The following is a 24,313-nucleotide window of genomic DNA, read 5'->3' as shown; positions in this document are numbered from 1 at the left end:
CCGCACCTGTTTTAACATTATGCGTTGTCGTCTTCCGGCGCGTCGTTGGCATCATCTTCCGGTGCTGCTGGCAGCTCAGAGTTCTCTGCGCTGCCTTCTTCACCTTCAAGTGCTTCATCCTCATCGTCGTCTTCTGGCTCTGCAACTCGTTGCAGGCCGACAACGTGCTCGTCTTCAGCAGTACGAATCAACGTCACACCCTGGGTATTACGGCCCACAATGCTGACTTCTGAAACGCGAGTACGCACCAAAGTACCGGCATCGGTGATCATCATGATTTGGTCAGTTGGCGCAACCTGAACCGCACCGACCACTTTACCATTACGCTCACTGACTTTGATGGAGATAACGCCCTGCGTTGCACGAGACTTGGTAGGATATTCTTCTACCGCAGTACGTTTACCGTAGCCGTTCTCTGTCACCGTCAGAATCTCACCGTCACCCCGAGGGATAATCAGTGACACGACGCGGTCATCGCCATTCAGGTTAATCCCGCGCACGCCGGTCGCGGTTCGACCCATCGAACGAACCTGTTCTTCTGGGAAACGAACCACTTTACCTTCGGTGGAGAACAACATGACTTCGTTGCTACCATCGGTCAGATCGACGCCGATCAGCTCATCGCCTTCGTTCAGATTGACGGCAATAATGCCGGCGCTGCGAGGGCGGCTGAATTCGGTCAGCGCAGTTTTCTTCACGGTACCGCTGGCGGTTGCCATAAAGACGTGACGCCCTTCTTCGTATTCCCGCACCGGCAGAATAGCGGTAATACGCTCATTCGGCTCTAACGGCAGCAGGTTAACGATTGGGCGACCACGAGCACCGCGGCTGGCTTCTGGCAATTGGTACACCTTCATCCAGTACAGACGACCACGGCTGGAGAAGCACAGAATAGTGTCGTGGGTATTGGCAACCAGCAGGCGATCGATGAAGTCTTCTTCTTTGATACGGGCTGCTGATTTACCTTTACCGCCGCGACGCTGCGCTTCGTAATCAGAAAGCGGCTGGTATTTGACGTAACCCTGATGGGATAGCGTCACAACCACGTCTTCCTGACTGATCAGGTCTTCGATGTTGATATCGGAAGTATTAGCGGTAATTTCAGTACGACGTGCGTCACTGTACTGTTCTTTGATCGCCACTAATTCTTCGCGAATCACTTCCATCAAGCGCTCTGGGTTTTCCAGAATAAAGATCAGCTCAGCGATCAAAGTCAGCAGTTCTTTATACTCATCCAGCAGTTTCTCATGCTCCAGACCGGTCAGTTTCTGCAAACGCAGATCCAGAATCGCCTGAGCCTGTTGCTCGGTGAGGTAATATTTGCCGTCGCGGATACCAAACTCTGGTTCCAACCATTCCGGGCGCGCAGCATCATCGCCAGCACGTTCCAGCATGGAAGCAACGTTACCCAGTTCCCACGGATTGGCAATTAAACCGGCTTTTGCTTCGGCAGGCGTTGCCGCACGGCGAATCAGTTCGATAATCGGATCGATGTTAGCCAGTGCAATCGCCAGCGCTTCCAGGATATGAGCACGGTCGCGGGCTTTACGCAGTTCAAAGATAGTCCGGCGTGTAACCACTTCGCGGCGGTGACGCACGAATGCCACCAGAATATCTTTCAGATTCAGTAATTTTGGCTGGCCCTGAGACAAGGCAACCATGTTCATACCGAAAGTGACCTGCAATTGAGTCAGAGAATACAGGTTGTTAAGAACCACTTCCCCAACCGCGTCGCGTTTCACTTCGATAACGATGCGCATACCGTCTTTATCAGACTCGTCGCGCAGCGCACTAATGCCTTCGACGCGTTTCTCTTTCACCAGCTCGGCGATTTTTTCAATCAGCCGCGCTTTGTTCACCTGATACGGAATCTCGTGAACAATGATGGTTTCGCGACCGGTTTTAGCATCAGCTTCCACTTCAGCACGGGCGCGGACATACACTTTGCCACGGCCAGTACGATAAGCTTCTTCAATACCACGGCGACCATTGATAATGGCGCCCGTTGGGAAATCTGGCCCTGGGATGTGTTCCATCAACCCTTCAATGGTGATGTTTTCATCTTCGATATACGCCAGACAGCCATCGATAACCTCAGAAAGGTTATGCGGCGGAATGTTGGTTGCCATACCGACGGCAATACCCGACGCGCCGTTGACCAGCAGGTTCGGTATGCGAGTTGGCATGACGGCAGGAATCTGCTCGGTGCCATCGTAGTTAGGCACGTAATCGACGGTATCTTTTTCCAGATCCGACAGCAGTTCGTGAGCAATTTTTGACATGCGCACTTCGGTATAACGCATCGCCGCGGCGGAGTCGCCGTCAACGGAACCGAAGTTGCCCTGCCCATCCACCAGCATATAGCGCAGTGAGAACGGCTGAGCCATACGCACAATTGTGTCGTAGACCGCGCTGTCACCATGCGGGTGATATTTACCGATAACGTCCCCAACTACACGGGCCGATTTTTTGTATGGTTTATTCCAGTCGTTACCCAGTACATTCATCGCAAACAGAACGCGACGGTGTACCGGCTTCAATCCATCTCGAACATCTGGTAGCGCACGTCCCACAATCACGGACATCGCATAATCCAAATAGGAGTTTTTCAACTCTTCTTCGATGTTGACCGGTGTTATTTCTCTGGCAAGGTCGCTCATTGAGCCGCTATCCCTCTACTAATTACCGGATTCAAAGGTACGAAACTATATCACAAACCGCAGATTTTGGGGAAACTACAGACGTGAATATGCCAAGTTTATCCTCGAATTCCTGTTCCACAAGCTTCCGATGAAACTTAGGCTGACGATACAAAACTGCGCCAATCTGCGGGGAGCATGTATAATCCGCGCAAAGAGATAGAGGAGTGATATTCAGCCATGCGTGCAGAAACCCCAGCAAACCGCCCTAACGTTGATGAAAGCGAGATCGCCAAGTTCGAGGCCGTCGCCTCCCGTTGGTGGGATTTAGAAGGTGAATTCAAACCCCTTCATCGGATAAATCCGTTGCGACTGAACTATATTTTGCAACGCGCAGACGGTATTTTCGGTAAGAAAGTTCTGGATGTCGGCTGCGGCGGCGGCATTTTGGCGGAAAGTATGGCGCGGGAAGGCGCAGTAGTCACCGGGCTGGATATGGGCACCGAGCCGCTGCAAGTGGCTCGTTTGCACGCCTTGGAAACCGGCGTCAAGCTCGATTACGTACAAGAAACCGTCGAGTCTCACGCTGAAGCGCATCCGCAGCAGTACGATGTAGTGACCTGCATGGAGATGCTTGAGCACGTTCCAGACCCGGCTTCGGTGATTCGCGCCTGCGCCCGTTTGGTCAAACCCGGCGGCCACGTATTCTTCTCTACCATTAACCGCAATACCAAATCCTGGCTGATGGCGGTAGTTGGCGCTGAATACATTTTGAAAATGGTACCGAAAGGCACTCACGACTCGAAAAAATTCATTCGTCCGTCAGAATTGATCGGTTGGATCGACCAAACTCCGCTACGAGAAAAGCAAATTATTGGCCTGCATTATAATCCTCTGACCGATCACTTTAAGCTCGGTCGCAACGTAGACGTCAACTACATGCTGCACACCCAAAGGGATCAAGAGAGTCTTAATGGGTAGCGTTGAATAGTTCATAGCTTTAAGGGCGATGGCGGCCAACTGCGCGTCGCCCGAATTTTTATCAGATTGATCAGCTTCTATCCGAAATACGTTGATTTATGCGCCGTCAACAGAAAAATGCGATCCAAGCCGCTTTTTTTGACATTAAAACAGAGACCTTATCGCGTTTTTTTCTAACGTTTAATAAAGCGTCAAACAATCAAATTTTTAAGATTTTCGGTAAAATCTTATCCCCCAGACTGAGGGAGCAAGATCTCCAGTGCTGACGCAGGTTGTAAGCCGTTGGTAACATTTCACCCCCAAGTTATCCACACAATTCGTCGGTTTTGTTCACTTGCTAAAATCGTCGTTTCTCACTATCTTGTTATCTCACCAACATACTACCCCCACATATAGTGTTTACATACTGAACAATGCACTACTGCCCTCAATGATTACTGCAATCAAGGAGAGCATAGACTTGTGTTTTATGTAGGCTGAACAGGGGAAAAAAGGTCAAGAACACATGAACCAAAGTCTACTTGTTACTAAACGCGATGGCAGCAAAGAGCGCATCAACCTTGATAAAATCCACCGAGTCATCGACTGGGCCGCGGAAGGTTTACATAACGTCTCAGTATCTCAAGTAGAATTACGTTCTCACATCCAGTTTTATGATGGCATCAAAACCGCCGATATCCATGAAACTATTATCAAAGCCGCAGCGGATTTGATCTCCCGTGACGCACCGGATTACCAATATCTGGCCGCGCGTCTAGCGATTTTCCATCTGCGTAAAAAAGCCTACGGCCAGTTTGAGCCGCCAAAACTGTTTGACCACGTCAGCAAAATGGTCGACATGGGCAAATACGATAAGCATCTGCTGGAAGACTACACCGCTGAAGACTTCGAGCAGATGGACGGTTTTATTGACCACTGGCGCGATATGAACTTCTCCTACGCTGCGGTTAAGCAGTTGGAAGGGAAATATCTGGTACAGAACCGCGTTACCGGTGAAATCTACGAAAGCGCCCAATTCCTGTATATCCTGGTTGCGGCCTGCCTGTTCTCCGGCTACCCGCGTGATACCCGCATGGATTACATCAAGCGTTTCTATGATGCAGTGTCCACCTTCAAGATTTCACTGCCGACGCCGATTATGTCCGGCGTACGTACTCCTACCCGTCAGTTCAGCTCTTGCGTACTGATCGAGTGCGGCGACAGCCTGGATTCTATCAACGCCACTTCTAGCGCCATTGTGAAATACGTTTCTCAACGCGCCGGTATCGGTATCAACGCCGGTCGTATCCGTGCGCTGGGTAGCCCAATTCGCGGCGGCGAAGCTTTCCACACCGGCTGTATTCCGTTCTACAAGCATTTCCAGACCGCGGTGAAATCCTGCTCGCAGGGCGGCGTTCGCGGCGGCGCAGCCACCCTGTTCTACCCGATGTGGCATCTGGAAGTTGAAAGCCTGCTGGTGTTGAAAAATAACCGTGGGGTGGAAGGAAACCGCGTTCGCCACATGGATTACGGCGTACAAATCAACAAGCTGATGTATCAACGTCTGCTGCAAGGCGGCGACATCACTTTATTCAGCCCGTCCGACGTACCGGGGCTGTATGACGCCTTCTTCGCCGATCAGGAAGCATTCGAACGTCTGTATACCCAGTACGAGCAGGACAGCAGCATCCGTCAGCAACGCGTCAAAGCGGTGGAACTGTTCTCCCTGATGATGCAGGAACGTGCATCAACTGGCCGCATCTACATTCAGAACGTTGACCATTGCAACACCCACAGCCCGTTTGATCCGAAGATTGCGCCGGTACGCCAGTCCAACCTGTGCCTGGAAATCGCGCTGCCGACCAAACCGCTGAACGACATCAACGATCCGAACGGTGAAATTGCGCTTTGTACGCTGTCTGCCTTCAACCTCGGCGCAATTGATAGCCTGGATGAATTAGAAGACCTGGCTATTCTGGCCGTTCGCGCGCTGGATGCCTTGTTGGACTATCAGGATTACCCGATCGAAGCGGCTCGCCGTGGCGCTATGGGTCGTCGTACTCTGGGCGTCGGCGTGATTAACTACGCTTACTATCTGGCGAAAAACGGCGTGCGTTACTCCGATGGCAGCGCAAATAACCTGACTCACCGTACCTTTGAAGCCATTCAGTATTACCTGCTGAAAGCGTCTAATCAGTTAGCGCGTGAGCAAGGCGCATGCCAGTGGTTTAACGAAACCACTTATTCTCAAGGTATTCTGCCGATCGATACCTATAAGAAAGATTTGGACGCGATCAGCGATGAGCCACTGCACTACGATTGGGAAACGCTGCGTAAAGATATTCAGGAATTCGGCCTGCGTAACTCCACGCTGTCTGCCCTGATGCCATCAGAAACTTCTTCGCAGATCTCCAATGCCACCAACGGTATTGAGCCACCGCGCGGCTATGTCAGTATCAAAGCCTCGAAAGACGGTATTTTGCGTCAGGTTGTTCCTGAGTATGAACGCCTGAAAGAGGCTTACGAACTGCTGTGGGAAATGCCAAATAACGATGGCTACCTGCAATTGGTCGGTTTAATGCAGAAATTCGTCGATCAGGCCATTTCAGCTAATACCAATTACGATCCGGCTCGTTTCCCATCAGGCAAAGTGCCGATGAAGCAATTGCTAAAAGACCTGCTGACCACCTATAAATTTGGTGTGAAGACACTGTATTATCAAAACACCCGCGACGGGGCTGACGATGTGCAGGAAGACATTCAGGGTCAGCCCGGAGACGACGACTGCGAAGGCGGTGCGTGTAAGATTTGATTTTTAGTTAAGGCCCTCCCGCCGGACAATCCATTCAGCGATTGGCTGGCGGTTGATCATTTTGCGCCCTGCCGTTTCGGCCGCGCAAAAATCGAGTCATCCTGAGGGCCATTTCTTTTTGCCTTTTGCGATATCCTCGAGGACATCATGGCCTATACCACTTTTTCTCAGAACAAAAACAACCAGTTACTCGAACCCATGTTTCTTGGTCAGTCCGTTAACGTGGCACGTTTCGACCAACAGAAACACCCAATTTTCGAGAAGCTGATTGAAAAGCAACTTTCTTTCTTCTGGCGCCCTGAAGAAATTGACGTTTCCCGCGATCGCATCGATTACAACGCGTTGCCGGAACACGAAAAACACATTTTTATCAGCAATCTGAAATATCAAACGCTGCTGGATTCCATTCAAGGTCGTAGCCCGAACGTGGCTTTATTGCCGCTGATTTCCATTCCTGAACTGGAAACCTGGGTAGAAACCTGGTCGTTCTCGGAAACGATTCACTCTCGTTCTTACACCCATATTATTCGCAATATCGTGAACGATCCGGCGGTGGTATTTGACGATATCGTGACAAATGAAGAAATTCTGAAACGCGCTAAAGATATTTCGGCTTATTACGATGATCTGATTGAAATGACCAGCTATTACCATTTACTGGGGGAAGGCACCCATCAGGTCAACGGTAAAACCGTGGTCGTTAACCTGCGCGAGCTGAAAAAGCAGCTGTATCTGTGCCTGATGAGCGTCAATGCGCTGGAAGCGATTCGCTTCTACGTTAGCTTCGCCTGTTCTTTCGCCTTCGCCGAGCGCGAACTGATGGAAGGCAATGCCAAGATCATCAAAATGATTGCCCGCGACGAAGCTCTGCATCTGACCGGCACTCAACATATTCTTAACCTGATGCGCTCCGGTGCAGACGATCCGGAAATGGCTGAAATTGCCGAAGAATGTCAGCAACAGTGTTACGACCTATTCGTACTAGCCGCGCAGCAAGAAAAAGAATGGGCAGAATACCTGTTCCGCGACGGTTCGATGATCGGCCTGAATAAAGATATTCTGTGTCAATACGTGGAATACATCACCAATATCCGTATGCAGGCCGTAGGTTTAGGCATTCCGTTTAAAACCCGCACCAACCCGATTCCATGGATTAACTCCTGGTTAGTGTCAGACAACGTGCAGGTTGCCCCGCAGGAAGTGGAAGTTAGCTCCTATCTGGTCGGTCAGATTGATTCCGAAGTCAGCGCCGACGATTTGAGTGATTTCCAGCTTTAATTGCATGGAAAAATCTATTATCAATCTGCGTACTTCAGGTACGCAGTTGCCCTATCCCGATAATGAATCCAACCTGTTGGAAGTGCTGGAGCAGCATCAGATTCAGGTCGAATACCAATGCCGCTCGGGCTATTGCGGTTCTTGTCGTATCCGTTTGCTAAAAGGCGAAGTTTGCTACGCCCAGCAACCGCTGGCCTTTGTACAAGACGGGGAAATTCTCCCCTGCTGCTGCCAACCGGTGGGTGATATTGAGCTGGAAATTTAGTCTGCAACGCACTTTTTCAGGCAGACAGATAAAACAAAGTAAACTACTGATGACCGCGCCCCTAGCGCGGTTTTTTATTAAACATATCACCACCCAACTTTTATCTCAGTTAAATACCTGTACGTAACCAGATTGCGCTATAGATAGATGTTGCCAGTGATTAAATGGCGTAGTTAACTTAGCTTCAATATCATCTTTCATCATCTTATTGGTACCGGGTATTTTTTCTAAATAGCGAGATTCAAGATCATCACCAATCAAATGGGGAATCACATAGCGGTTAAGTCCATTGATGTCTCTTAGAGTATGGTCCTCTTTATCTATTGCCACTTTTTTAACTTCTGCTAGCGTATTGAGCATCATAACCACAAGTTTTATTTTATCCGCAGGCATCTGATTAATTTTCTCTATCAAGACATTCCGTACCGCGTTTTTGCAATCATCAAGCGTTTGTTTATTTTCGGGATGAATATCAGGAAGACGCTTAAAATCATTATTATCTAATTTAGGCAAAAGATGACTCATCTCTTTTTTGAAAATTGAGGACAAAACCTCAGGAGTACAATTCTGACTTGAACAAAATTGTTCGAAGCCAAACCTTTTTTGTTTTATTTCTTGTGCATCATCGCTCGACGGTGACGTCCTAAACATAGTAAGAATATCTTCATGCTTTGCAGTCTCTTTTATTTTTTTACAAAGTTTTTCAATCCCATCGCCGCGCTCTACCTCCTTAATATCAAATAGACTGTGTAACGTAAAACTCGCTGCTGATGATTTTGATTTGTCGATATTAAAGGATGTGGATAAAGAGCCAAATAATTGTTTAATTCCGGTTAGCAATTTTTGTAACCGTCCTTCTGATTTCACTTCAGGGGAAGTTTTATCTTCCCCTTTCGATACTGCTGATGACCTCACCGAGGTAACAAGTGAAATGTAGACATTTTTTACTTTAGTTAAAAGTTTAGCCAACGAATGAGTGAACTGAGAACCACGTTTAATTTCAGCGACGTTTTCCATTGAATTATTAATCTGATAAACGCCTGATGTCATACCAACATTCATAGCCTCTCCTTATTACAATTACAGTAAATCAATATATAAAAAATATTCATTCATTAACAATAATGAATAGAAATATGGAATCACGTACCCTTGGAATCATTGGGCACATACATACCTTGTACTATGAGGAGGTATAATAAGACAAAATTTAGTTTTTCATTTTATAAAACGAGCATTGTAAAATTATATTCAGCATTTTAACAAAAAATCAGGGCTATAATCATCTATGAATAATATGATTATAGCCAATTGCATATACTAACCTTATGATACTTTTGTGTTAAAATTATCGGCATTAATCGCAAGGAGAAATCAATATGAATAAAACATTTTCCCTGATCGCCGGTTTACTGCTTGCCGCCTCCGCCGGAGCTATCGCCGCAGACAATGCGGCACCAGAACAGCAGCCGCTGGAAAAAATCGCGCCCTTCCCAGCCGCTGAAACAGGTATGAGCCGCCATGTTATTTATCTGCCGCAGCGGCCTGATGAAGATCGCTTTAAAGTTGAATTGTTGATTGGCAAAAATCTGGAAGTTGACTGTAACCACCATATGTTGGGCGGCAAGTTAGAATCCCATACTTTGGATGGCTGGGGTTATGACTATCTGGTAATGAATGAAATTTCTGGAGTTTTATCAACCCAGATGGCCTGCCCAGAAAGCGCTAAACATCCGGCATTTGTTACCGCCAATCTGGGTAACTATACCATGCAGCGTTATAACAGCCGCCTGCCAATCGTGGTATACGTGCCTCAAGGCGTGGAAGTGAAATATCGTCTGTGGGAAGCCAGTAAGGAAGTACACAGCGCGCAGGAAAAATAATCCGCGGCGGCAATAAAAATCGACGAAATAGATAAAAAGCAGACAGAGTGATGGCACTGTCTGCTTTTTTGTTTGCGCCGTGATATCACAGCATTTCAATCACCGTCAGCCAGCCGTGCTGACCGCAGACTTTGCCTCCTGCCAGCCAGCGACGCAGCATTTCCAGGCCCAGCATCGCGCTCGTTTCCTGTCGAATTCTTAACCCGTGACGGCTGGCCTGAGAGCGAACCGTCTGTCCGAAAGTACCGTTTGGCGTATGTAAGGCTACGCTAAGATTTTCACCTTTCATTGCGCTAACCGCCAATACCAACGGCGCACCGCACAGGGCAGCCAACGACTGAGCGCGGGCGGCAAGCTCAGGCAAAGTTTCCACACAGGATAACGGCAGCAATTCCCCACCGGCTAAAGGTGCCTGCACGCTTTGTAGCTGTAAATTGATCAGCCCGCCGGTAAATTGCTCACTGAGCGCCAGCGTTAATCCGCGCTGATTCAACTGCCCGGCAACCAACGCGGGTAATCCCTCTGTGCCTTCATAAATCAGGCTTTCACCGGCCACCTGACGCACCTGCTGCCAGACTTCTTCCATCGCCGAACGCTGTGAAGCCGGGCCGGTCAGTTTCAGCTCAATAATAGGGGCGGAAGAACGATAACCTAGCACCGCGCCTTCCGGCAGCGGCAGCGGGTCTAGCTCCATCGCCAAATCGCTTTCCGAACGGCCAAAGGTGGTCATACGTAAACAAAGCGGTGGCGCAATCTGCGGAAAACTTTCCCGTAAACGCGGCACAATCTGCTGCTCCACCATCACTTTGAATTCAGAAGGCACGCCCGGAGTGAAAAACATCTGACATTTATTCAGTTGGAACGCAAAACCGCAGGCAGTTCCCACGGGGTTATCCAGCATTTCAGCGTTGGCCGGTATGTGTGCCTGTTTGCGATTAGTGGCGGACATCACTCTTCCGCGCTCGGCGAAAAACGCTTCCATACGGGCAATCCACTGTGGATGTTCGATCAGTTCCACCCCGCAGGCTCGTGCTGCCGCCAGCGCGCTTAAATCGTCGCTGGTCGGCCCCAACCCGCCGTTGACGATCAGAACATCGGCTACATGGCTGCGTTCTAGCAGTACGGCGATGAGCGCTTCCAAATCGTCACCTACCGTTTCCCGGCTGCTCATCGGCAATCCTTGAGTAAACAGATACTCCGCCAACCAGGCGGCGTTGGTGTCCACGATTTGCCCGTGCAATACTTCATCGCCGGTGCTTAACATCTCAATTCTCAGCATTTTTCTCTCCGCAAATTCCCTTACTCACACTTTAAGAACAGCCTCGGTGAAACACAATCTTTTCTACTCTTTCCACCGCGCCCGCAACAACTTTAAAATAAAACCTGATAAATCAAACAACAACCGAGTGTAAACATAATTTTACATCAATTGTAACGTCGATTTGACAGAATTAATGGGATCATCTACTCTGCTGCACTCAATAATTTCAATAAAATGTCGGTTAGCAGAGGAAAGCGTGAAGAATCGCACTCTTGGCAGTATTTTTATCGTGGCGGGAACCACAATTGGTGCAGGGATGCTGGCGATGCCGCTTGCTGCCGCTGGCGTGGGTTTCAGCGTAACCTTGACCCTTCTGGTCTCCCTTTGGCTATTGATGTGCTACACCGCATTATTATTGGTTGAAGTATATCAACACGAAGCGGCTGATACCGGTCTGGGCACTTTGGCCAAACGCTATCTAGGCAGCCGTGGTCAGTGGTTAACCGGCTTTAGCATGATGTTTTTGATGTACGCCTTGACCTCTGCCTATATCAGCGGCGCCGGTGAGCTTTTGGCAACCAGTATCAGCCAATGGACAGAGCAGAGCTTCCCGACCTATCTCGGCGTACTGCTATTCACGTTGATAGCCGGTGGAGTTGTGTGCATTGGCACCCATTCAGTCGATTTATTTAACCGAATTTTATTCAGCGCGAAAATTATTTTCCTCGTGGTAATGCTGGCATTAATGATGCCGCACGTGGAAAAAGCCAACCTGCTGACCTTACCCTTGGAGCAAGGGCTGGCGCTGTCTGCCATTCCGGTGATTTTCACCTCTTTCGGCTTCCACGGCAGCGTACCAAGTATCGTCAATTATATGGGCGGTAATATTCGCAAACTGCGCTGGGTGTTTATCATCGGCAGCGCCATTCCATTAATCGCTTATATTTTCTGGCAATTAGCGACGCTGGGCGCGATTTCTTCTCATACCTTTGTCGGTATTCTGGCGCAGCAGGCCGGTCTGAACGGTTTATTACAGGCCGTGCGTGAAGTCGTCGCCTCACCGCACGTTGAACTGGCGGTACACCTGTTTGCCGACCTGGCGCTGGCGACCTCATTCCTCGGCGTAGCCTTAGGGTTATTCGATTATCTGGCAGATTTATTTAAGCGTCGTAATACGGTGCGCGGTCGACTGCAAACCGGCGTAATAACCTTCCTACCACCGCTGCTGTTCGCCCTGTTTTACCCACGCGGATTTGTCATGGCGCTGGGCTTTGCCGCCGTTGCCCTATCGGTGCTGGCGCTGATTTTGCCTTCGTTACTGGCCTGGAAAGCGCGCCAGATGCATCAGGGTAAAAACTATCGTGTTTGGGGCGGTAAACCAGCTCTGGCACTGGTATTTACCTGCGGTGTAACCGTGATTGCGATTCAGGTCGGTATTGTCGCCGGGGTATTACCCGCAGTGGGTTAATACACTGAAATAACAGGTTTTATACCTAGTATCTCCACATAGAAACCGAGTATCTCTACATAAAAAAATGGGCGCGGGTATCACACCCAGCGCCCGTTTTGTTTTCAACGCATGAAATCAGAAGTTTAGACCGGCACCGATATACATGCCATCCGCCAGACGGTTATCCCGACGGCCTTCTTTCCCTTCCATATTGATGTAACGATAACCAACATCTACCGTCAACGGGCGAATCACGCTCCAACGCACACCGGCGTTCGCTTCGGTGTAGGATTTCATCCCACTGGTCAGGGATTCTGGCGCTACATAACCTTCACCGTATAAAGTGAATGATTTGGTTATCGGATAGCTCAACCCGCCGCCAACGGCAATTGCGCCGCCGTTTTTACCGTCTTCAGGTGCCATATAGATACCTTTACCGCCAATGGTCGCCATCAATGGGCCAATTGGCAGGTTGAAGCCCAGACCTAAGCTGCCCATGTCACCGTCGTGGTCGCTACGCGCCCAGTTACCGCTCACAGCCAGGCCGCCGCTGTTGGTGCCCATACCGACACCGAGGTTAGTGTAATGACGTCCTGCTTCTGCGGTGACGCTGATCGCGCTGGCTGAACCTGCTACAAACAGCAAACTTGCTGCACAGGCAATAAGTGTCTTTCTCATATAATCTCTCGTTATTATTCAATTATCTGCCGCGCAACTTGCCGACAGAGCTTTCCCGCCATGAGTTTAACCGAAAAGCTTCCCATAACAAGCCAGAAAAAACCGAATAAATAACTCATCATTTCATATGATTGTAACTAAATGCGATGAATCGTTCCGCCGTAGATTTAATCCCAGCGATAACCTATATCTATTTGCCGAAGGTGACCTATACAGCTACAACTAGTGGGGGGATCAAAGAACAGTCAGCGGCGATTCGCTAAAGTCATTCTTTGTCATCTGGCAATAAGTCCAATTTTTAACAGAGTCTCTCACTCAGACTCATTTCAACACCCGCAGTCAATTCAACAGCGATACTGGAGAACATGATGAGCAAAAAGAAAGGACTAACTACGGCAGCAGGCGCACCCGTTGTCGACAACAATAACGTGGTGACCGCAGGCCCTCGCGGCCCGATGTTACTGCAAGATGTCTGGTTTCTTGAGAAATTAGCTCACTTTGATCGGGAAGTGATCCCTGAGCGCCGGATGCACGCCAAAGGCTCTGGCGCTTACGGTACCTTTACCGTTACTCACGATATAACCAAGTATACTCGCGCTAAGATTTTCTCTCAGATCGGTAAGAAAACCGATATGTTCGTGCGTTTTTCAACGGTAGCCGGTGAACGCGGCGCTGCTGACGCAGAGCGGGATATTCGCGGTTTTGCCATGAAGTTTTATACCGAAGAAGGTAACTGGGACTTAGTGGGCAACGATACGCCGGTGTTTTATCTGCGCGACCCGTTGAAATTCCCGGATTTGAACCATGTGGTCAAACGCGATCCGCGAACCAACTTGCGTAACCCAACCTACAAATGGGATTTCTTCTCTCAGCTTCCTGAATCACTTCACCAGTTAACTATCGATTTCAGCGATCGCGGCCTACCAAAATCCTACCGTCATATGCACGGTTTCGGCAGCCACACCTTTAGCTTTATCAACAATCAGAACGAGCGTTATTGGGTGAAATTCCATTTCCGTTGCCAGCAGGGCATTGAAAACCTGATGGATGATGAAGCGGAAAAACTGATCGGTTCCGATCGGGAAAGTTCTCAGCGCGATTTGTACGAAGCCATTGAGCGCGGTGATTTCCCTCGTTGGACTCTGCAAGTGCAGATTATGCCGGAGCACGAAGCCTCGGAAGTTCCGTACAATCCGTTCGATTTAACCAAAGTTTGGCCACACGGTGACTATCCGCTGATTGACGTCGGATATTTCGAACTGAACCGTAACCCAGAGAACTATTTCTCTGAAGTGGAGCAAGCGGCGTTCAACCCGGCCAACGTGGTTCCGGGCATTAGCTTCTCTCCAGACAAAATGCTGCAAGGTCGCCTGTTCTCCTACGGCGATGCGCATCGTTACCGTTTAGGCGTTAATCACCATCAGATTCCGGTTAACGGCGCCAAATGCCCGTTCCACAACTATCATCGTGATGGCGCAATGCGCGTGGACGGAAACAGCAGCAATACCGCCACCTATGAGCCGAACAGCTTCGGTTTATTCCAGGAGCAGCCTGATTTTAGCGAGCCACCGTTGACGCTGACCGGTGCGGCGGATCACTGGAATCACCGCGATGACGATGACTATTTTAGTCAGCCACGGGCCTTATTTAACCTGTTGAGCGAAGAAGAACATCAGCGCATGTTTACCCGTATTGCTGGGGAACTTTCGCAGGTGCCAGAAGAGATTCAACGCCGTCAGATAGCGCTGTTTGAGCAAGTACATCCAGACTATGGAATAGGTGTGAAAAAGGCACTGGGGCTAAGCTAATATCGCGCGGCTAAAAAGCGTTATGGTAGAAGTTCATATCTAAAACCGCATCTGGTTTCGGTTGATATTAGCTTGGTGAATATCTCACCTCAACAGCCTCAACCGAGTTAAGGCTCGTAAGCGCGAGCCTTAACAATCCGCGCCTCCGCACGTATCGCCTGCCCACTAAGTGGGTTCCCTCACTCATCGTCTCAGCCGCTCAAATGTGCTCTGAAAAATCAAACTCAAGGTCAAAAGCCCTATCAAAAACGAAAGGCAAATTGTGATTCGTAAGAACACTGGTTTTGCACTCAACAGGCGCAATCAGGAAGTGGGCCGAGCAGGGATGAGGCCAAGAGTGAACAGCCGTCAGCTGTTGAAAGCGCGCCTTGAGCCGCAGGGCCAGGATGGCATGGCATCCTGATAACGCCCGCAGGCGAATCTAGCGCTGGCTTGCCTGACAAGCGCGCCCGAGGGACGTTCGCAGAACCCCACTTTCGCGCCAACCCTGCTCGGAAGCCTCCACGGCAAGTGAGGAGACAGTGAACTGCTGGGCTTACGAAACCGGCTCCGGTTTCGGTTGATATTAGTTTGGTGATACCTCACTTCCCAGCCTCAACCGAGGCGAGGAGAAACCGAACTATTCGGCTTGCGAAACCGGCTCCAATCTTGACGTGAGAAAGCTCAAATACGTGCTTTAAAGTCAAAGCCAATTCATATCTAAAACTGCATCCAGTTTCGGTTGATATTAGTTTAGTGAATACATCACTTCCCAGCCCAACCGAGTTAAGGAAAAGCCGAACGGTTACACTTTCGAAACCCGACTCAATCTTGGTTTCCGGTAGCGAAAATACCCGCAAACAAAAACATCACCTTAACCACTCCCCCACCGAACGCCGCGAGATCTTAATTCCGCCATTCTTCAATTCATCGGGTAAGCGATAGAAAGCCACTGGGCGCTGAAATGGCGCGACCTGCGGTGCTAGCCAATCGGCCAGTTCTGACCATGAAAGCTGGGGATCGCTTTCGATCACCGCGACCGGACGCTGGCCAAACTCGCTATCGTTCACCGGCAAAATAAATGCCTGATAAACCTGAGGATGCCGCAGCAAAATGCGCTCAACATCTTCCGGCTGAATCCCTTCCCCACCGCTGAAAAACAGATTATCCAGCCGCCCAAGAATATGCAGTTCGTCCTCAAACCACTGACCGCGATCGCGGGTGTGCAGCCAGCCGTTCTCATCAGTCAAAGGAAGTAATTTGCCCCGCTGCCAATAACCTGCGGCCAGACAATCTCCTTTCACCCACACTTCCTGATCCACCAACCTCACCTGTCGCCCTGAAAGCGCCACGCCCACTCCGGCGTTGCCATTGGCTCGCTTGGCGCACACCGTGGAAGCCGCTTCCGTCAAACCATAACCGCACCAGCAGCGAATACCACGCGCTTCGGCTTGCTCGGTCAATTCAGTCGGAATCATAGCGCCACCTAACAATACGTCCGTCAGGCTCAGTTTTTCCGAAGGTTGAGTCAACAAACGCCAAAGCTGGGTCGGCACCAGTGACGCATGAGTACATCCCGCCAGCGCTGCAGATAATGACTGCATTGGCCGAATAACTAACGTGGCACCCACGCTAAGCCAGCGCCAAATAATGCCCTGCCCGGAAACATGGAACAGCGGCAATGACAACAGCCAGCTATCGTCAGTATGGAAAGACATCAGACTCAATACCCCTTCCGCGCTAGCCAAATGAGCATCGAGTTGATGTGCTGCCGCTTTGGGCAAACCAGAGGAGCCTGAGGTCAGAGTTAGCGTCGCTAGACGTTGCCCGTCCCAAGGTTGCGGCGTTACAGGCGACGCCGCGCTGTCGGTCAGAGAAGTTAGCTCTAAGCCAGCCAAGTCGCTCCCGTGAGAATCGAAAATAAAATCGATATCCAGCCCCGGAAGCAGCTGATGCAGTAAAGTTTCAGGTAACTGCGGATTGAGTGGCAGGACGCGAGCGGCACACTGTAAAGCGCCCAGATAGGCCAGCAGCAAGCCATAGCTGTTTTTCCCTCTGACCGCAACGCCACGGCCTGCCGCCACGCCCTGATGATGAAAACTGGCCGCCACGGCGTCGATATCCGCCACCAGCCGTTGCCAACTGATAGACCGACCTTCCAGCCGCAGCGCCTCTTTCTGCGGTTGCAACTCCGCCCAGTGCCGCCATGGCCACTGGTTTAGCCGCGCCATATGCGATCCAGTTGTTCCAGCGAAATCAGCGGCAATTGACTGTCTGGCCACGGGCGTAATAGCTGCGCCTGCATCAGATCCAGCGTATCCAACCCCGGCACCGTATCCGGCGTTAGCCAACTGGCGAGCCGAGCCAATTGCGATAACCCCAGACTGGATTCAATGCTGGAACTGATTACCGCTACCAACCCCGCCTGATGAGCCTGTTGCACCAATTGTCGGCATCGGTTGATACTGCCAACCAGCGTTGGTTTGATCACGATTGCCGCAACGCCCGGCTCGGCCTGCACCTGAAAATCGGCTTCGCGCACGCTTTCATCCCAAGCAATGGCAATACCGGTTTCACGAGCAAAAGCGCGGGATTCGTCGCGGGTTTTGCACGGTTCTTCCAGAAAAGCAATGCGGGAACGCAATCCGGGATTAACGTATTTGGCAAATCCGTCGGCTTTGGCACGCGTCCAGCTTCGATTGGCATCCAGACGCAAAGTGAGATCCGGCAAGGCTTCCAGCAATACGTTGACGATCATCCCATCGCGCACGGCTTCATATAGCCCAACTTTGACCTTCGCCACTTTGTCACCGGGCAACGCCATCAGTACGTCAAAAAGCTCATCGGGATCGCCGTTACACAACGGGGCTTTACGATAATCCGCCTGTATCGGCAACGTCTGATTCAGCTCAGCCAGCGCACAGCTCAGGCCAAAAGCCACTGAAGGCAAAGGACTTTCCGCCGGTTGCTCTCCGCCCAGCCAAGCCTGTAACCATCGCTGTGTCACCGCTTCGGCTTCGGCCAGCGTTTCCTGACTGAATTCCGGCAGTGGGGAGATTTCCCCCCAGCCGCTGTTTTCACCTTCGCTCAATTCCACCAATAGCCCATCGCGACTTTTCAGCCGTTGGTTGCGCAGAATCACGCCCGCCTCCATAGGCAGACTAAAGCGATATAAACTCGCCCGACGCATTACGGATTACGCTTGAATTTGCTGAAGTCCGGCTGGCGTTTTTCGTTGAACGCGTTACGCCCTTCCTGACCTTCATCTGTCATGTAGAACAGCATGGTGGCGTTACCCGCCAGCTCTTGCAGACCAGCCTGACCGTCGCAGTCAGCATTCAGCGCCGCTTTGAGGCAGCGCAGCGCCATTGGGCTGTTTTCCAGCATCTCACGACACCAACGTACGGTTTCTTTTTCCAGATCGGCCAAAGGCACCACGGTGTTAACCAGCCCCATGTCCAACGCCTGTTTAGCATCGTACTGGCGGCACAGGAACCAGATTTCACGCGCTTTTTTCTGCCCTACGATACGTGCCATATAGGCCGCGCCCCAGCCGCCGTCGAAAGAACCGACTTTCGGGCCAGTCTGACCAAAAATGGCGTTGTCTGCGGCTATGGTCAAATCACACATCATATGCAATACATGTCCACCGCCAATGGAATAGCCTGCAACCATGGCCACAACTGGTTTTGGACAGGTGCGGATCTGGCGCTGGAAATCGAGCACATTCAGATGATGCACACCGCTGTTATCCTGATAGCCGCCGTAGTCACCGCGCACTTTCTGATCGCCACCGGAACAGAAGGCTTTATCCCCTTCGCCTGTCAGAATAATCACGCCGATATGATCGTCATAACGGGCATCGGCCAGCGCCTGAATCATCTCTTTGACCGTCTGAGGACGGAACGCATTGCGTACCTGAGGGCGGTTAATGGTGATCTTGGCGATACCATCACGGGATTTATGATAACGAATATCTTCAAACCCGGCTGAGCAGTCCTGCCATTCAATGGCGGCGTACAATTGTTCTTCGCTCGGATACAGCATATTAAGCATTCCTTTAACGGGAGAGTGATAAGAATAAACGCACCTGCTCGGCAAAAGCATCGGGATTGGCCCGATGGGCATTATGGCCAGCTCCGGCAAGGGTGTGTAACGGCAACCGGTTCTGGCGCGCCAGTTGCTGAAATTTAAGGTCTCGCTCACCGCACAGGTAGGCAAAAGGTATAGCCAACTGGTGCAGTGCAGGCAGCAGATAAGGCTGGCGACCCAAAGAGGTGGATTCAAGCATAGCAGCTACTGTGAAACCCTGATTGACCGAGCGCAAATCTATGAACTCTTGCCGCTGACTGGCGGTTAAATCAGCGAAAATCGGCTGTAAATACCAGTCAACCAGAACCTGCGTCATGGGTTCCTGACGAAAACGCTGCGCCCAATGGGTATCACGTAGCAAACGCGCTCGCCGCAGTTCTTCGTTTTCCAGGCCGGGATTTCCCCCTTCGACCAACAAACCACGCAGCCCGGTATGTTCACCGCAGCAAGCGTGATACATGGCAATGCGCCCACCCAGCGAGTAGCCTATCAACCAATAATCCTGAATATTTTGCGCCGCCAATGTCGCATTTAGCTGACGGCTGACCTCGGCAAAATCACCGGGCGCTTGAGCAACCGAACCGCCGTGGCCCGGAAGATCGACAAACAGCGAGGGAAATTCGGTGCAGCGCCCGGCTACCTCTGACCAATCTTCGCCATTGCCCAACAGACCGTGCAGCCAGACCAGCCAGGGTTTCGTGCCAGTGTGCGAATTGACGGTGCGGCAGGCCAGCGTCACAGTTCCGCCACCCGCTGCGCCAGATATTGCAACGTTTCCGCCCCTTCACTAGCCGGAACCTTTAGCTCAATCAGCGTCATACCGCCCTGTTGCCAGCTTTGCTGCACCTCTTCGTGCAGTTTCTCCCAACTGGACAAACAGGCATATCGCAGGCCAAACATAGCGGCAGCATGATCAAAACTGACGTTCTGCGGCATGCAGTAGAAGCGCTGGCGATCTTCTTCCGGCGTTGGCAACAGGGAGAAAATCTGTCCGCCGTTATTGTTCACCACTAACAGTACCGTCGGAGCCGAGCATTGGCGCAGTAACGCCAGGGCGTTCAGATCGTAGAGCGCAGAAAGATCGCCGACGATAGCCAGAGTCGGTTTGGCGGTAGCGCGCTGCACACCGGCGGCGGTGGAAAGCAGGCCGTCGATGCCGCTGGCGCCGCGATTGCTGTAAACCGGATAGCCAGCGGGAAGCTGGCCTAGCGCATCTACTAAACGCACGATCAGGCTATTACCGACAAAAAGCTGCCCGTTTTCCGGCAGTAATTCCGCCAGTCGATGGGCCACCGTGGCTTCACCAAATTTGTCGTTCAGATATTCTGCCACGCAGCCTTCGGCGCTGTCGGACCACAAAGCCAGCTCTCCGGCCCAAGGGGCTCGCGGCTGCGCCGGATGTAGCTCCAACCATTCGTCGATATTGGCTAACAACCGCCGCCCGCGGTGGTTAGCCGGATCGAGGCGACCCGCTAAATGATCCACCAGCCAGTATTCTTCCGGTTGACACTGAGCCTGCCATTGCAATAACTGTTTGCCCGTCAGGCTGCTGCCGAATTGCACCACCACCTGCGTCTGCTGTAACAGTTTTTGCGCCTGCGGATGCCCTAGCCATAAATCCGCACAGGGCAGCGGCTGGCCGGTTTGAGATAGCACATCCCCCAATAGCGGCCAGCCCAATTGCTGCGCCCACTCAGCAACCTGAATACCTTCTTCTGCGCTCATGCGTCCGGCAATAACAACGCCGCGTTTTTGGCGCCAGAAATACCAATCAGACTGAACGGCATGGCTAACAGGATATGAGGATTTTAACCAAGGCTCGCGGCGTTCCCACCAGTCTCCCAGCGCCGCGGACCATTCGGCATATTGGCTATCATCACCGCCGTACAATGGCTCGGCAAAAGGACAATTGATATGCAATGCCCCTTGCTGTAACTGCGCCATCGCGTTATCCAGGCTGGAAACCAGCCAACTTGCGGGAATATCCGGCGTAGGGCGCGGCAGATTGAGACTCGCATTGGGATGGCTGGCGAACATACCGGGCTGACGAATCGCCTGATTTGCGCCGCAGTCAATTAGTTCTGGCGGGCGATCCGCCGTCAGAAAGACCAGACGCTCGCCGGTCAGCCCGGCTTCTATCAGCGCGGGATACAAATTGGCCGCCGCCGTACCGGAAGTGACAATCACCGCCACCGGCTGAGCCGAAGCCTTAGCCAGCCCTAGCGCCAAATGCCCCAAACCGCGTTCATCAAAATGGGTATGGCAAACCAGCGACGGATTCGCCGCCGCAGCCAGCGTTAAGGGCGTAGAGCGAGACCCTGGGGCAATGCAGATATGACGCACACCGTGGCGGGTCAATGCCTCCAGTAGCAAGGCCGCCCAACGGCGGTTAAAGACGCTTGTCGACATGGTTCGCTCAACAGTCAGTTAACAGGCTGATAGCCTAAATAAATATTTTTACTCGGCAGCGAAGGAAAAGCCCTGCGCTAGGCCAAAGTTTTACCGATGAATAACGGCGATATAGTTTACACCTGCCGAATCAACGCCACAATCCGCCCTCATAGGCGGTAGGGGTAATTACCCACTATTAGTTAGTGGTTATCGACTAAGGGCTTATTTTTCCAACAGACTGCGTAATCCAGCGGATTTATTTTCGATTTCCTGCCATTCCATTAATGGGTCAGAACCGGCGACGATGCCAGCGCCAGCATAAATCTGAACCTGATCGCCCTCGATTTGCGCCGAGCGCAGCGCCACCGCGAATTCCGATTGCGCCAATGAAAAATAGCCTGAGGAACCGGCGTACCAGCCGCGAGAAAACGGCTCTGCATCGAGGATAAACAACCGCGCCGGTTCACGTGGCAATCCCGCCACTGCTGCCGTGGGCTGCAAACGCTGTAGACAATCGGCATCAGTGACATTCGGCTGTAATTGCGCCCGAATCCGACGGCGCAAATGCTGCACTTTGCGCAGACGAATCACCTCGGCAGGCATCACATCCACCGCTGAAACCCCGCCTTGCAGGCGCTGGCAGATATCGTCTACCACCAGCAGGTTTTCCCGCTGATTCTTATCGTCACCGGCTAACCAATGGGCTAAGCACGCGGCTTTGGCATCATCCTTATCATTCGCCACGGTTCCCGCCAGCGCCTCGGTTTCCAACTGTGATTGCTGACGGCGATACAGACGTTCCGGACTGGAGCCCAGAAACGCCCGCCGATCGTCAAAACGCAGCATAAAGTGGAAACACTGGTGATTAACCTGACGACTGGCGGCCATAAATGCCGGGCTGAATAAGGTTTCCCGCAGGGTCAGATGAGTCATGCGCGCCAGTACCACTTTTTCCATCTGCTGGTTGGCAATGGCCCGTAATGCCTGTTCCAGCAGTTGGCACCAGCCTTTTTGATCGGGCTGGTGAACAAGAGTTTCAACGCTGACCGTCAGTTCAGGAATTGGCCGCGGAGCGAGTAATTGCTCGATGAAATCCAGCGCCAGACAAACATCCTGTTGCAGGGAGGTTTCACTGGCTAAATTGAGCGTCAGGCTAATTTCTCCACCGCGACGCAGCAATTGCAATCGCGGTAGAAAAAAGAAAGCGGAGGAAATGTCTGTTTCATTGGCGATAGCCGGAAAGGGTTCAAAGGCATTCAGCCCCCAAATACGTAATCCGGCATGATTTTTATATTGCCGGATAAATTCATCGGCGGCAGACATATCACGGAATAAACGCACCTGACCACATACCGCAGCCTCTTCATGTCCATCGCGGTGACGCCAGTAAAACTGCGGAAAAACAGGCTGCGTTGCCAACCATTCCAGCAATTGACTGCCAAGCACGGCAGGGGCTGGCAAAGCGATCTGTCGGACACCGGCCCGATCGGGAAAGTCAGCATCCAAAAGGTGCCGTAATTCTTCCAGCAAATCAGAGAGTTGTGTCACGCGCACCTCGGTATATCAACATAAAGAATGTGATTATACGGAGTGAACATCAGAAAAGAAGTTCTATTACACACTTAGCACCGGATACCGCGGATGCCATAAACAACATTGGCCTACATTAAGCTAAGATTATCCCTAAAAAAATACCCGCCAGAAGCGGGTATTCAGTGATTTTCAATATCCATTACGTTATTTCACTGCCTCGGCATTCAGAGACGCTAACTGTTTTAGTTTTACACTGTTCATTCCTGGCAATACAAATGGCTGCATTGCCGTATCCGCAGGAATTTGAGTTAAAGGTACAGTCGGTGAACCTACAGATAAGTCCCATTCGCCCATTAAAACATTATATTCAATGTTGGCCACATTATTGCTGGTAAGATCCAATAATACCGATGGCCCGGTCGCTTTAACAATCGCAGTACCAACGCCAAAGGCTGATCCGATTAGCGAAATCGTTACGGTCTGTAAGGGCTCCAGGAATAAATTAACATTCGGATTACACACAAAGGCTGCAATAGGTACGCCATTATCCCCTGCCAGACCGGCCACAATATTCACCCCGGGAGTTTGGTTGATGATACGGATCCCCGTAGGAATACCACCACCGGACAGTTTTGTTAGCTGTTTGGCCACAATACCAAAGCTGTCGCTTAGTTTCGCCGACATGGATTGCCCTACGGTAACACTGCCATCAGGAATTACCTGATCCACCAAAGAGTCATAAACCTGATAAGAAGGATCAAAAGTAACGTTTATCGGATTATTCGGAACAATATTGGTATTAGCCACGTTAAACCAAACAACCGGAACCCCATTAGTATTACTGGCACTTGCTCCACGGAATGCAGCAAGTGAGAAATTATTGCTTTTACAGAAATCGCTAAATTCCTGAGACACTTTAATTAATATTTGTTTCGGCATAATATATATCCTTCCAACATTAGTTTTTCGCTTTAGATAAAGCGCTGTGTGTAAAATAAAAAAATAAAACAAACTGCATTGCTACGTCTCGATATCGGCAATCAACACCGACCCAAGATTTAAAGTCAAAAATAAAATCTCTATTTTAATTACAAGAATAAATAAGAGTGAAAACGTCAACAAAACAAAAGAAAATAATATGGGTGAAAAAAATTAGCGAAGACCAGCCCCTGAACCACATGAGAAAGTAAAGAAAAAAATCAATATTTACATAGAGATAATAAAATTAATTCAACATTTCCAGTGAATACATTAATTGCCATTTCATTAGTATTCCGGAAGTAA

General features: G+C 50.7%; 18 protein-coding genes. 7 read left to right on the top strand and 11 right to left on the bottom strand.

The annotated features are described in order from the left end of the window. Positions 1 to 17: 17 nt before the first annotated feature. The gene (gyrA, locus tag ACQ4OC_RS06485) at positions 18 to 2,660 is read right to left on the bottom strand and encodes a DNA topoisomerase (ATP-hydrolyzing) subunit A (protein WP_430971026.1); all 2,643 of its coding nucleotides are present in this window, start codon (positions 2,658 to 2,660) and stop codon (positions 18 to 20) included. A gap of 219 nt (positions 2,661 to 2,879) precedes the next feature. On the opposite strand from gyrA, the gene ubiG reads away from it, so the two are divergent. The 4 genes from ubiG to yfaE all read left to right on the top strand — a co-directional run bounded on the left by ubiG (position 2,880) and on the right by yfaE (position 7,954). Next, the gene (gene ubiG, locus ACQ4OC_RS06480; RefSeq protein WP_064517315.1) at positions 2,880 to 3,620 is read left to right on the top strand and encodes a bifunctional 2-polyprenyl-6-hydroxyphenol methylase/3-demethylubiquinol 3-O-methyltransferase UbiG; all 741 of its coding nucleotides are present in this window, start codon (positions 2,880 to 2,882) and stop codon (positions 3,618 to 3,620) included. Positions 3,621 to 4,125: 505 nt separating this feature from the next. Continuing rightward, entirely contained in the window at positions 4,126 to 6,411 is a 2,286-nt protein-coding gene (gene nrdA / locus ACQ4OC_RS06475; protein WP_064517312.1) for a class 1a ribonucleoside-diphosphate reductase subunit alpha, read from the top strand. A gap of 147 nt (positions 6,412 to 6,558) precedes the next feature. Then, entirely contained in the window at positions 6,559 to 7,689 is a 1,131-nt protein-coding gene (gene nrdB, locus ACQ4OC_RS06470; protein ID WP_049597061.1) for a class Ia ribonucleoside-diphosphate reductase subunit beta, read from the top strand. 4 nt (positions 7,690 to 7,693) lie between these two features. After that, complete coding sequence (gene yfaE, locus ACQ4OC_RS06465; RefSeq protein ID WP_064517309.1) at positions 7,694 to 7,954, top strand: class I ribonucleotide reductase maintenance protein YfaE; 261 nt, start codon at positions 7,694 to 7,696, stop codon at positions 7,952 to 7,954. Between the two features lie 105 nt (positions 7,955 to 8,059). Here yfaE and ACQ4OC_RS06460 read toward each other — a convergent pair whose 3' ends face one another. Further along, complete coding sequence (locus ACQ4OC_RS06460) at positions 8,060 to 9,016, bottom strand: hypothetical protein (protein WP_064517308.1); 957 nt, start codon at positions 9,014 to 9,016, stop codon at positions 8,060 to 8,062. A gap of 317 nt (positions 9,017 to 9,333) precedes the next feature. Between ACQ4OC_RS06460 and eco the strand changes: the two genes are divergently transcribed. After that, positions 9,334 to 9,837 carry a serine protease inhibitor ecotin gene (eco, locus tag ACQ4OC_RS06455; RefSeq protein ID WP_120806311.1) on the top strand — a complete coding sequence of 168 codons (504 nt, stop codon included), beginning with the start codon at positions 9,334 to 9,336 and terminating at the stop codon, positions 9,835 to 9,837. An 85-nt stretch (positions 9,838 to 9,922) separates the two neighbouring features. On the opposite strand, the gene ACQ4OC_RS06450 is transcribed toward eco, so the two are convergent. Beyond that, positions 9,923 to 11,116, bottom strand: coding sequence for a nicotinamide mononucleotide deamidase-related protein YfaY (locus tag ACQ4OC_RS06450; RefSeq protein WP_430971025.1), 1,194 nt, complete (start codon positions 11,114 to 11,116; stop codon positions 9,923 to 9,925). A gap of 238 nt (positions 11,117 to 11,354) precedes the next feature. On the opposite strand from ACQ4OC_RS06450, the gene tyrP reads away from it, so the two are divergent. Beyond that, positions 11,355 to 12,566, top strand: coding sequence for a tyrosine transporter TyrP (tyrP, locus tag ACQ4OC_RS06445; protein WP_064517300.1), 1,212 nt, complete (start codon positions 11,355 to 11,357; stop codon positions 12,564 to 12,566). A 117-nt stretch (positions 12,567 to 12,683) separates the two neighbouring features. On the opposite strand, the gene ACQ4OC_RS06440 is transcribed toward tyrP, so the two are convergent. After that, positions 12,684 to 13,226, bottom strand: a complete 543-nt coding sequence (locus ACQ4OC_RS06440; protein ID WP_064517297.1) for a YfaZ family outer membrane protein — start codon at positions 13,224 to 13,226, stop codon at positions 12,684 to 12,686. Positions 13,227 to 13,594: 368 nt separating this feature from the next. Between ACQ4OC_RS06440 and katA the strand changes: the two genes are divergently transcribed. Then, positions 13,595 to 15,034: a catalase KatA gene (katA, locus tag ACQ4OC_RS06435; RefSeq protein ID WP_064517295.1), complete on the top strand. Its 1,440-nt coding sequence runs from the start codon at positions 13,595 to 13,597 to the stop codon at positions 15,032 to 15,034. Positions 15,035 to 15,882: 848 nt separating this feature from the next. On the opposite strand, the gene menE is transcribed toward katA, so the two are convergent. The 7 genes from menE to ACQ4OC_RS06400 form a co-directional block, all read right to left on the bottom strand. After that, positions 15,883 to 17,244: an o-succinylbenzoate--CoA ligase gene (gene menE / locus ACQ4OC_RS06430; RefSeq protein WP_064517292.1), complete on the bottom strand. Its 1,362-nt coding sequence runs from the start codon at positions 17,242 to 17,244 to the stop codon at positions 15,883 to 15,885. After that, positions 17,232 to 18,203 (bottom strand): o-succinylbenzoate synthase, encoded by a 972-nt coding sequence (menC, locus tag ACQ4OC_RS06425; protein ID WP_064517289.1) that lies wholly within the window; start codon positions 18,201 to 18,203, stop codon positions 17,232 to 17,234. The genes menE and menC overlap by 13 nt, the downstream gene beginning before the upstream one ends. Continuing rightward, positions 18,203 to 19,060, bottom strand: a complete 858-nt coding sequence (gene menB / locus ACQ4OC_RS06420) for a 1,4-dihydroxy-2-naphthoyl-CoA synthase (RefSeq protein ID WP_049597052.1) — start codon at positions 19,058 to 19,060, stop codon at positions 18,203 to 18,205. Before menB ends, menC begins: the two co-directional genes overlap by 1 nt. Before the next feature lie 13 nt (positions 19,061 to 19,073). Then, positions 19,074 to 19,844, bottom strand: coding sequence for a 2-succinyl-6-hydroxy-2,4-cyclohexadiene-1-carboxylate synthase (gene menH, locus ACQ4OC_RS06415; RefSeq protein ID WP_430971024.1), 771 nt, complete (start codon positions 19,842 to 19,844; stop codon positions 19,074 to 19,076). Beyond that, a complete protein-coding gene (menD, locus tag ACQ4OC_RS06410; RefSeq protein ID WP_064517283.1) occupies positions 19,841 to 21,514 on the bottom strand; it encodes a 2-succinyl-5-enolpyruvyl-6-hydroxy-3-cyclohexene-1-carboxylic-acid synthase in 1,674 nt (557 codons plus the stop codon). Before menD ends, menH begins: the two co-directional genes overlap by 4 nt. Before the next feature lie 204 nt (positions 21,515 to 21,718). Then, positions 21,719 to 23,044 carry an isochorismate synthase MenF gene (gene menF / locus ACQ4OC_RS06405; RefSeq protein WP_064517280.1) on the bottom strand — a complete coding sequence of 442 codons (1,326 nt, stop codon included), beginning with the start codon at positions 23,042 to 23,044 and terminating at the stop codon, positions 21,719 to 21,721. A 189-nt stretch (positions 23,045 to 23,233) separates the two neighbouring features. Beyond that, positions 23,234 to 23,968: a hypothetical protein gene (locus ACQ4OC_RS06400; protein ID WP_064517277.1), complete on the bottom strand. Its 735-nt coding sequence runs from the start codon at positions 23,966 to 23,968 to the stop codon at positions 23,234 to 23,236. Between the last annotated feature and the right edge of the window lie 345 nt (positions 23,969 to 24,313).

Source organism: Yersinia sp. J1 (assembly GCF_050586585.1).
GTDB lineage: Bacteria > Pseudomonadota > Gammaproteobacteria > Enterobacterales > Enterobacteriaceae > Yersinia > Yersinia entomophaga.
Note: the sequence above shows the minus strand (reverse complement) of the source record. Positions and strands in the feature narration are given on the sequence as shown.

Bases quoted from the DNA above. Each gene is read 5' to 3' on its own strand.
- menB (WP_049597052.1), bottom strand. From the start codon at position 19,060: ATGCTGTATCCGAGCGAAGAACAATTGTACGCCGCCATTGAATGGCAG.
- nrdA (WP_064517312.1), top strand. From the start codon at position 4,126: ATGAACCAAAGTCTACTTGTTACTAAACGCGATGGCAGCAAAGAGCGC.
- ACQ4OC_RS06450 (WP_430971025.1), bottom strand. From the start codon at position 11,116: ATGCTGAGAATTGAGATGTTAAGCACCGGCGATGAAGTATTGCACGGG.
- ACQ4OC_RS06400 (WP_064517277.1), bottom strand. From the start codon at position 23,968: ATGCCGAAACAAATATTAATTAAAGTGTCTCAGGAATTTAGCGATTTC.
- menE (WP_064517292.1), bottom strand. From the start codon at position 17,244: ATGGCGCGGCTAAACCAGTGGCCATGGCGGCACTGGGCGGAGTTGCAA.
- eco (WP_120806311.1), top strand. From the start codon at position 9,334: ATGAATAAAACATTTTCCCTGATCGCCGGTTTACTGCTTGCCGCCTCC.
- ACQ4OC_RS06460 (WP_064517308.1), bottom strand. From the start codon at position 9,016: ATGAATGTTGGTATGACATCAGGCGTTTATCAGATTAATAATTCAATG.
- yfaE (WP_064517309.1), top strand. From the start codon at position 7,694: ATGGAAAAATCTATTATCAATCTGCGTACTTCAGGTACGCAGTTGCCC.
- nrdB (WP_049597061.1), top strand. From the start codon at position 6,559: ATGGCCTATACCACTTTTTCTCAGAACAAAAACAACCAGTTACTCGAA.
- katA (WP_064517295.1), top strand. From the start codon at position 13,595: ATGAGCAAAAAGAAAGGACTAACTACGGCAGCAGGCGCACCCGTTGTC.
- ACQ4OC_RS06440 (WP_064517297.1), bottom strand. From the start codon at position 13,226: ATGAGAAAGACACTTATTGCCTGTGCAGCAAGTTTGCTGTTTGTAGCA.
- gyrA (WP_430971026.1), bottom strand. From the start codon at position 2,660: ATGAGCGACCTTGCCAGAGAAATAACACCGGTCAACATCGAAGAAGAG.
- ubiG (WP_064517315.1), top strand. From the start codon at position 2,880: ATGCGTGCAGAAACCCCAGCAAACCGCCCTAACGTTGATGAAAGCGAG.
- menC (WP_064517289.1), bottom strand. From the start codon at position 18,203: ATGCGTCGGGCGAGTTTATATCGCTTTAGTCTGCCTATGGAGGCGGGC.
- menD (WP_064517283.1), bottom strand. From the start codon at position 21,514: ATGTCGACAAGCGTCTTTAACCGCCGTTGGGCGGCCTTGCTACTGGAG.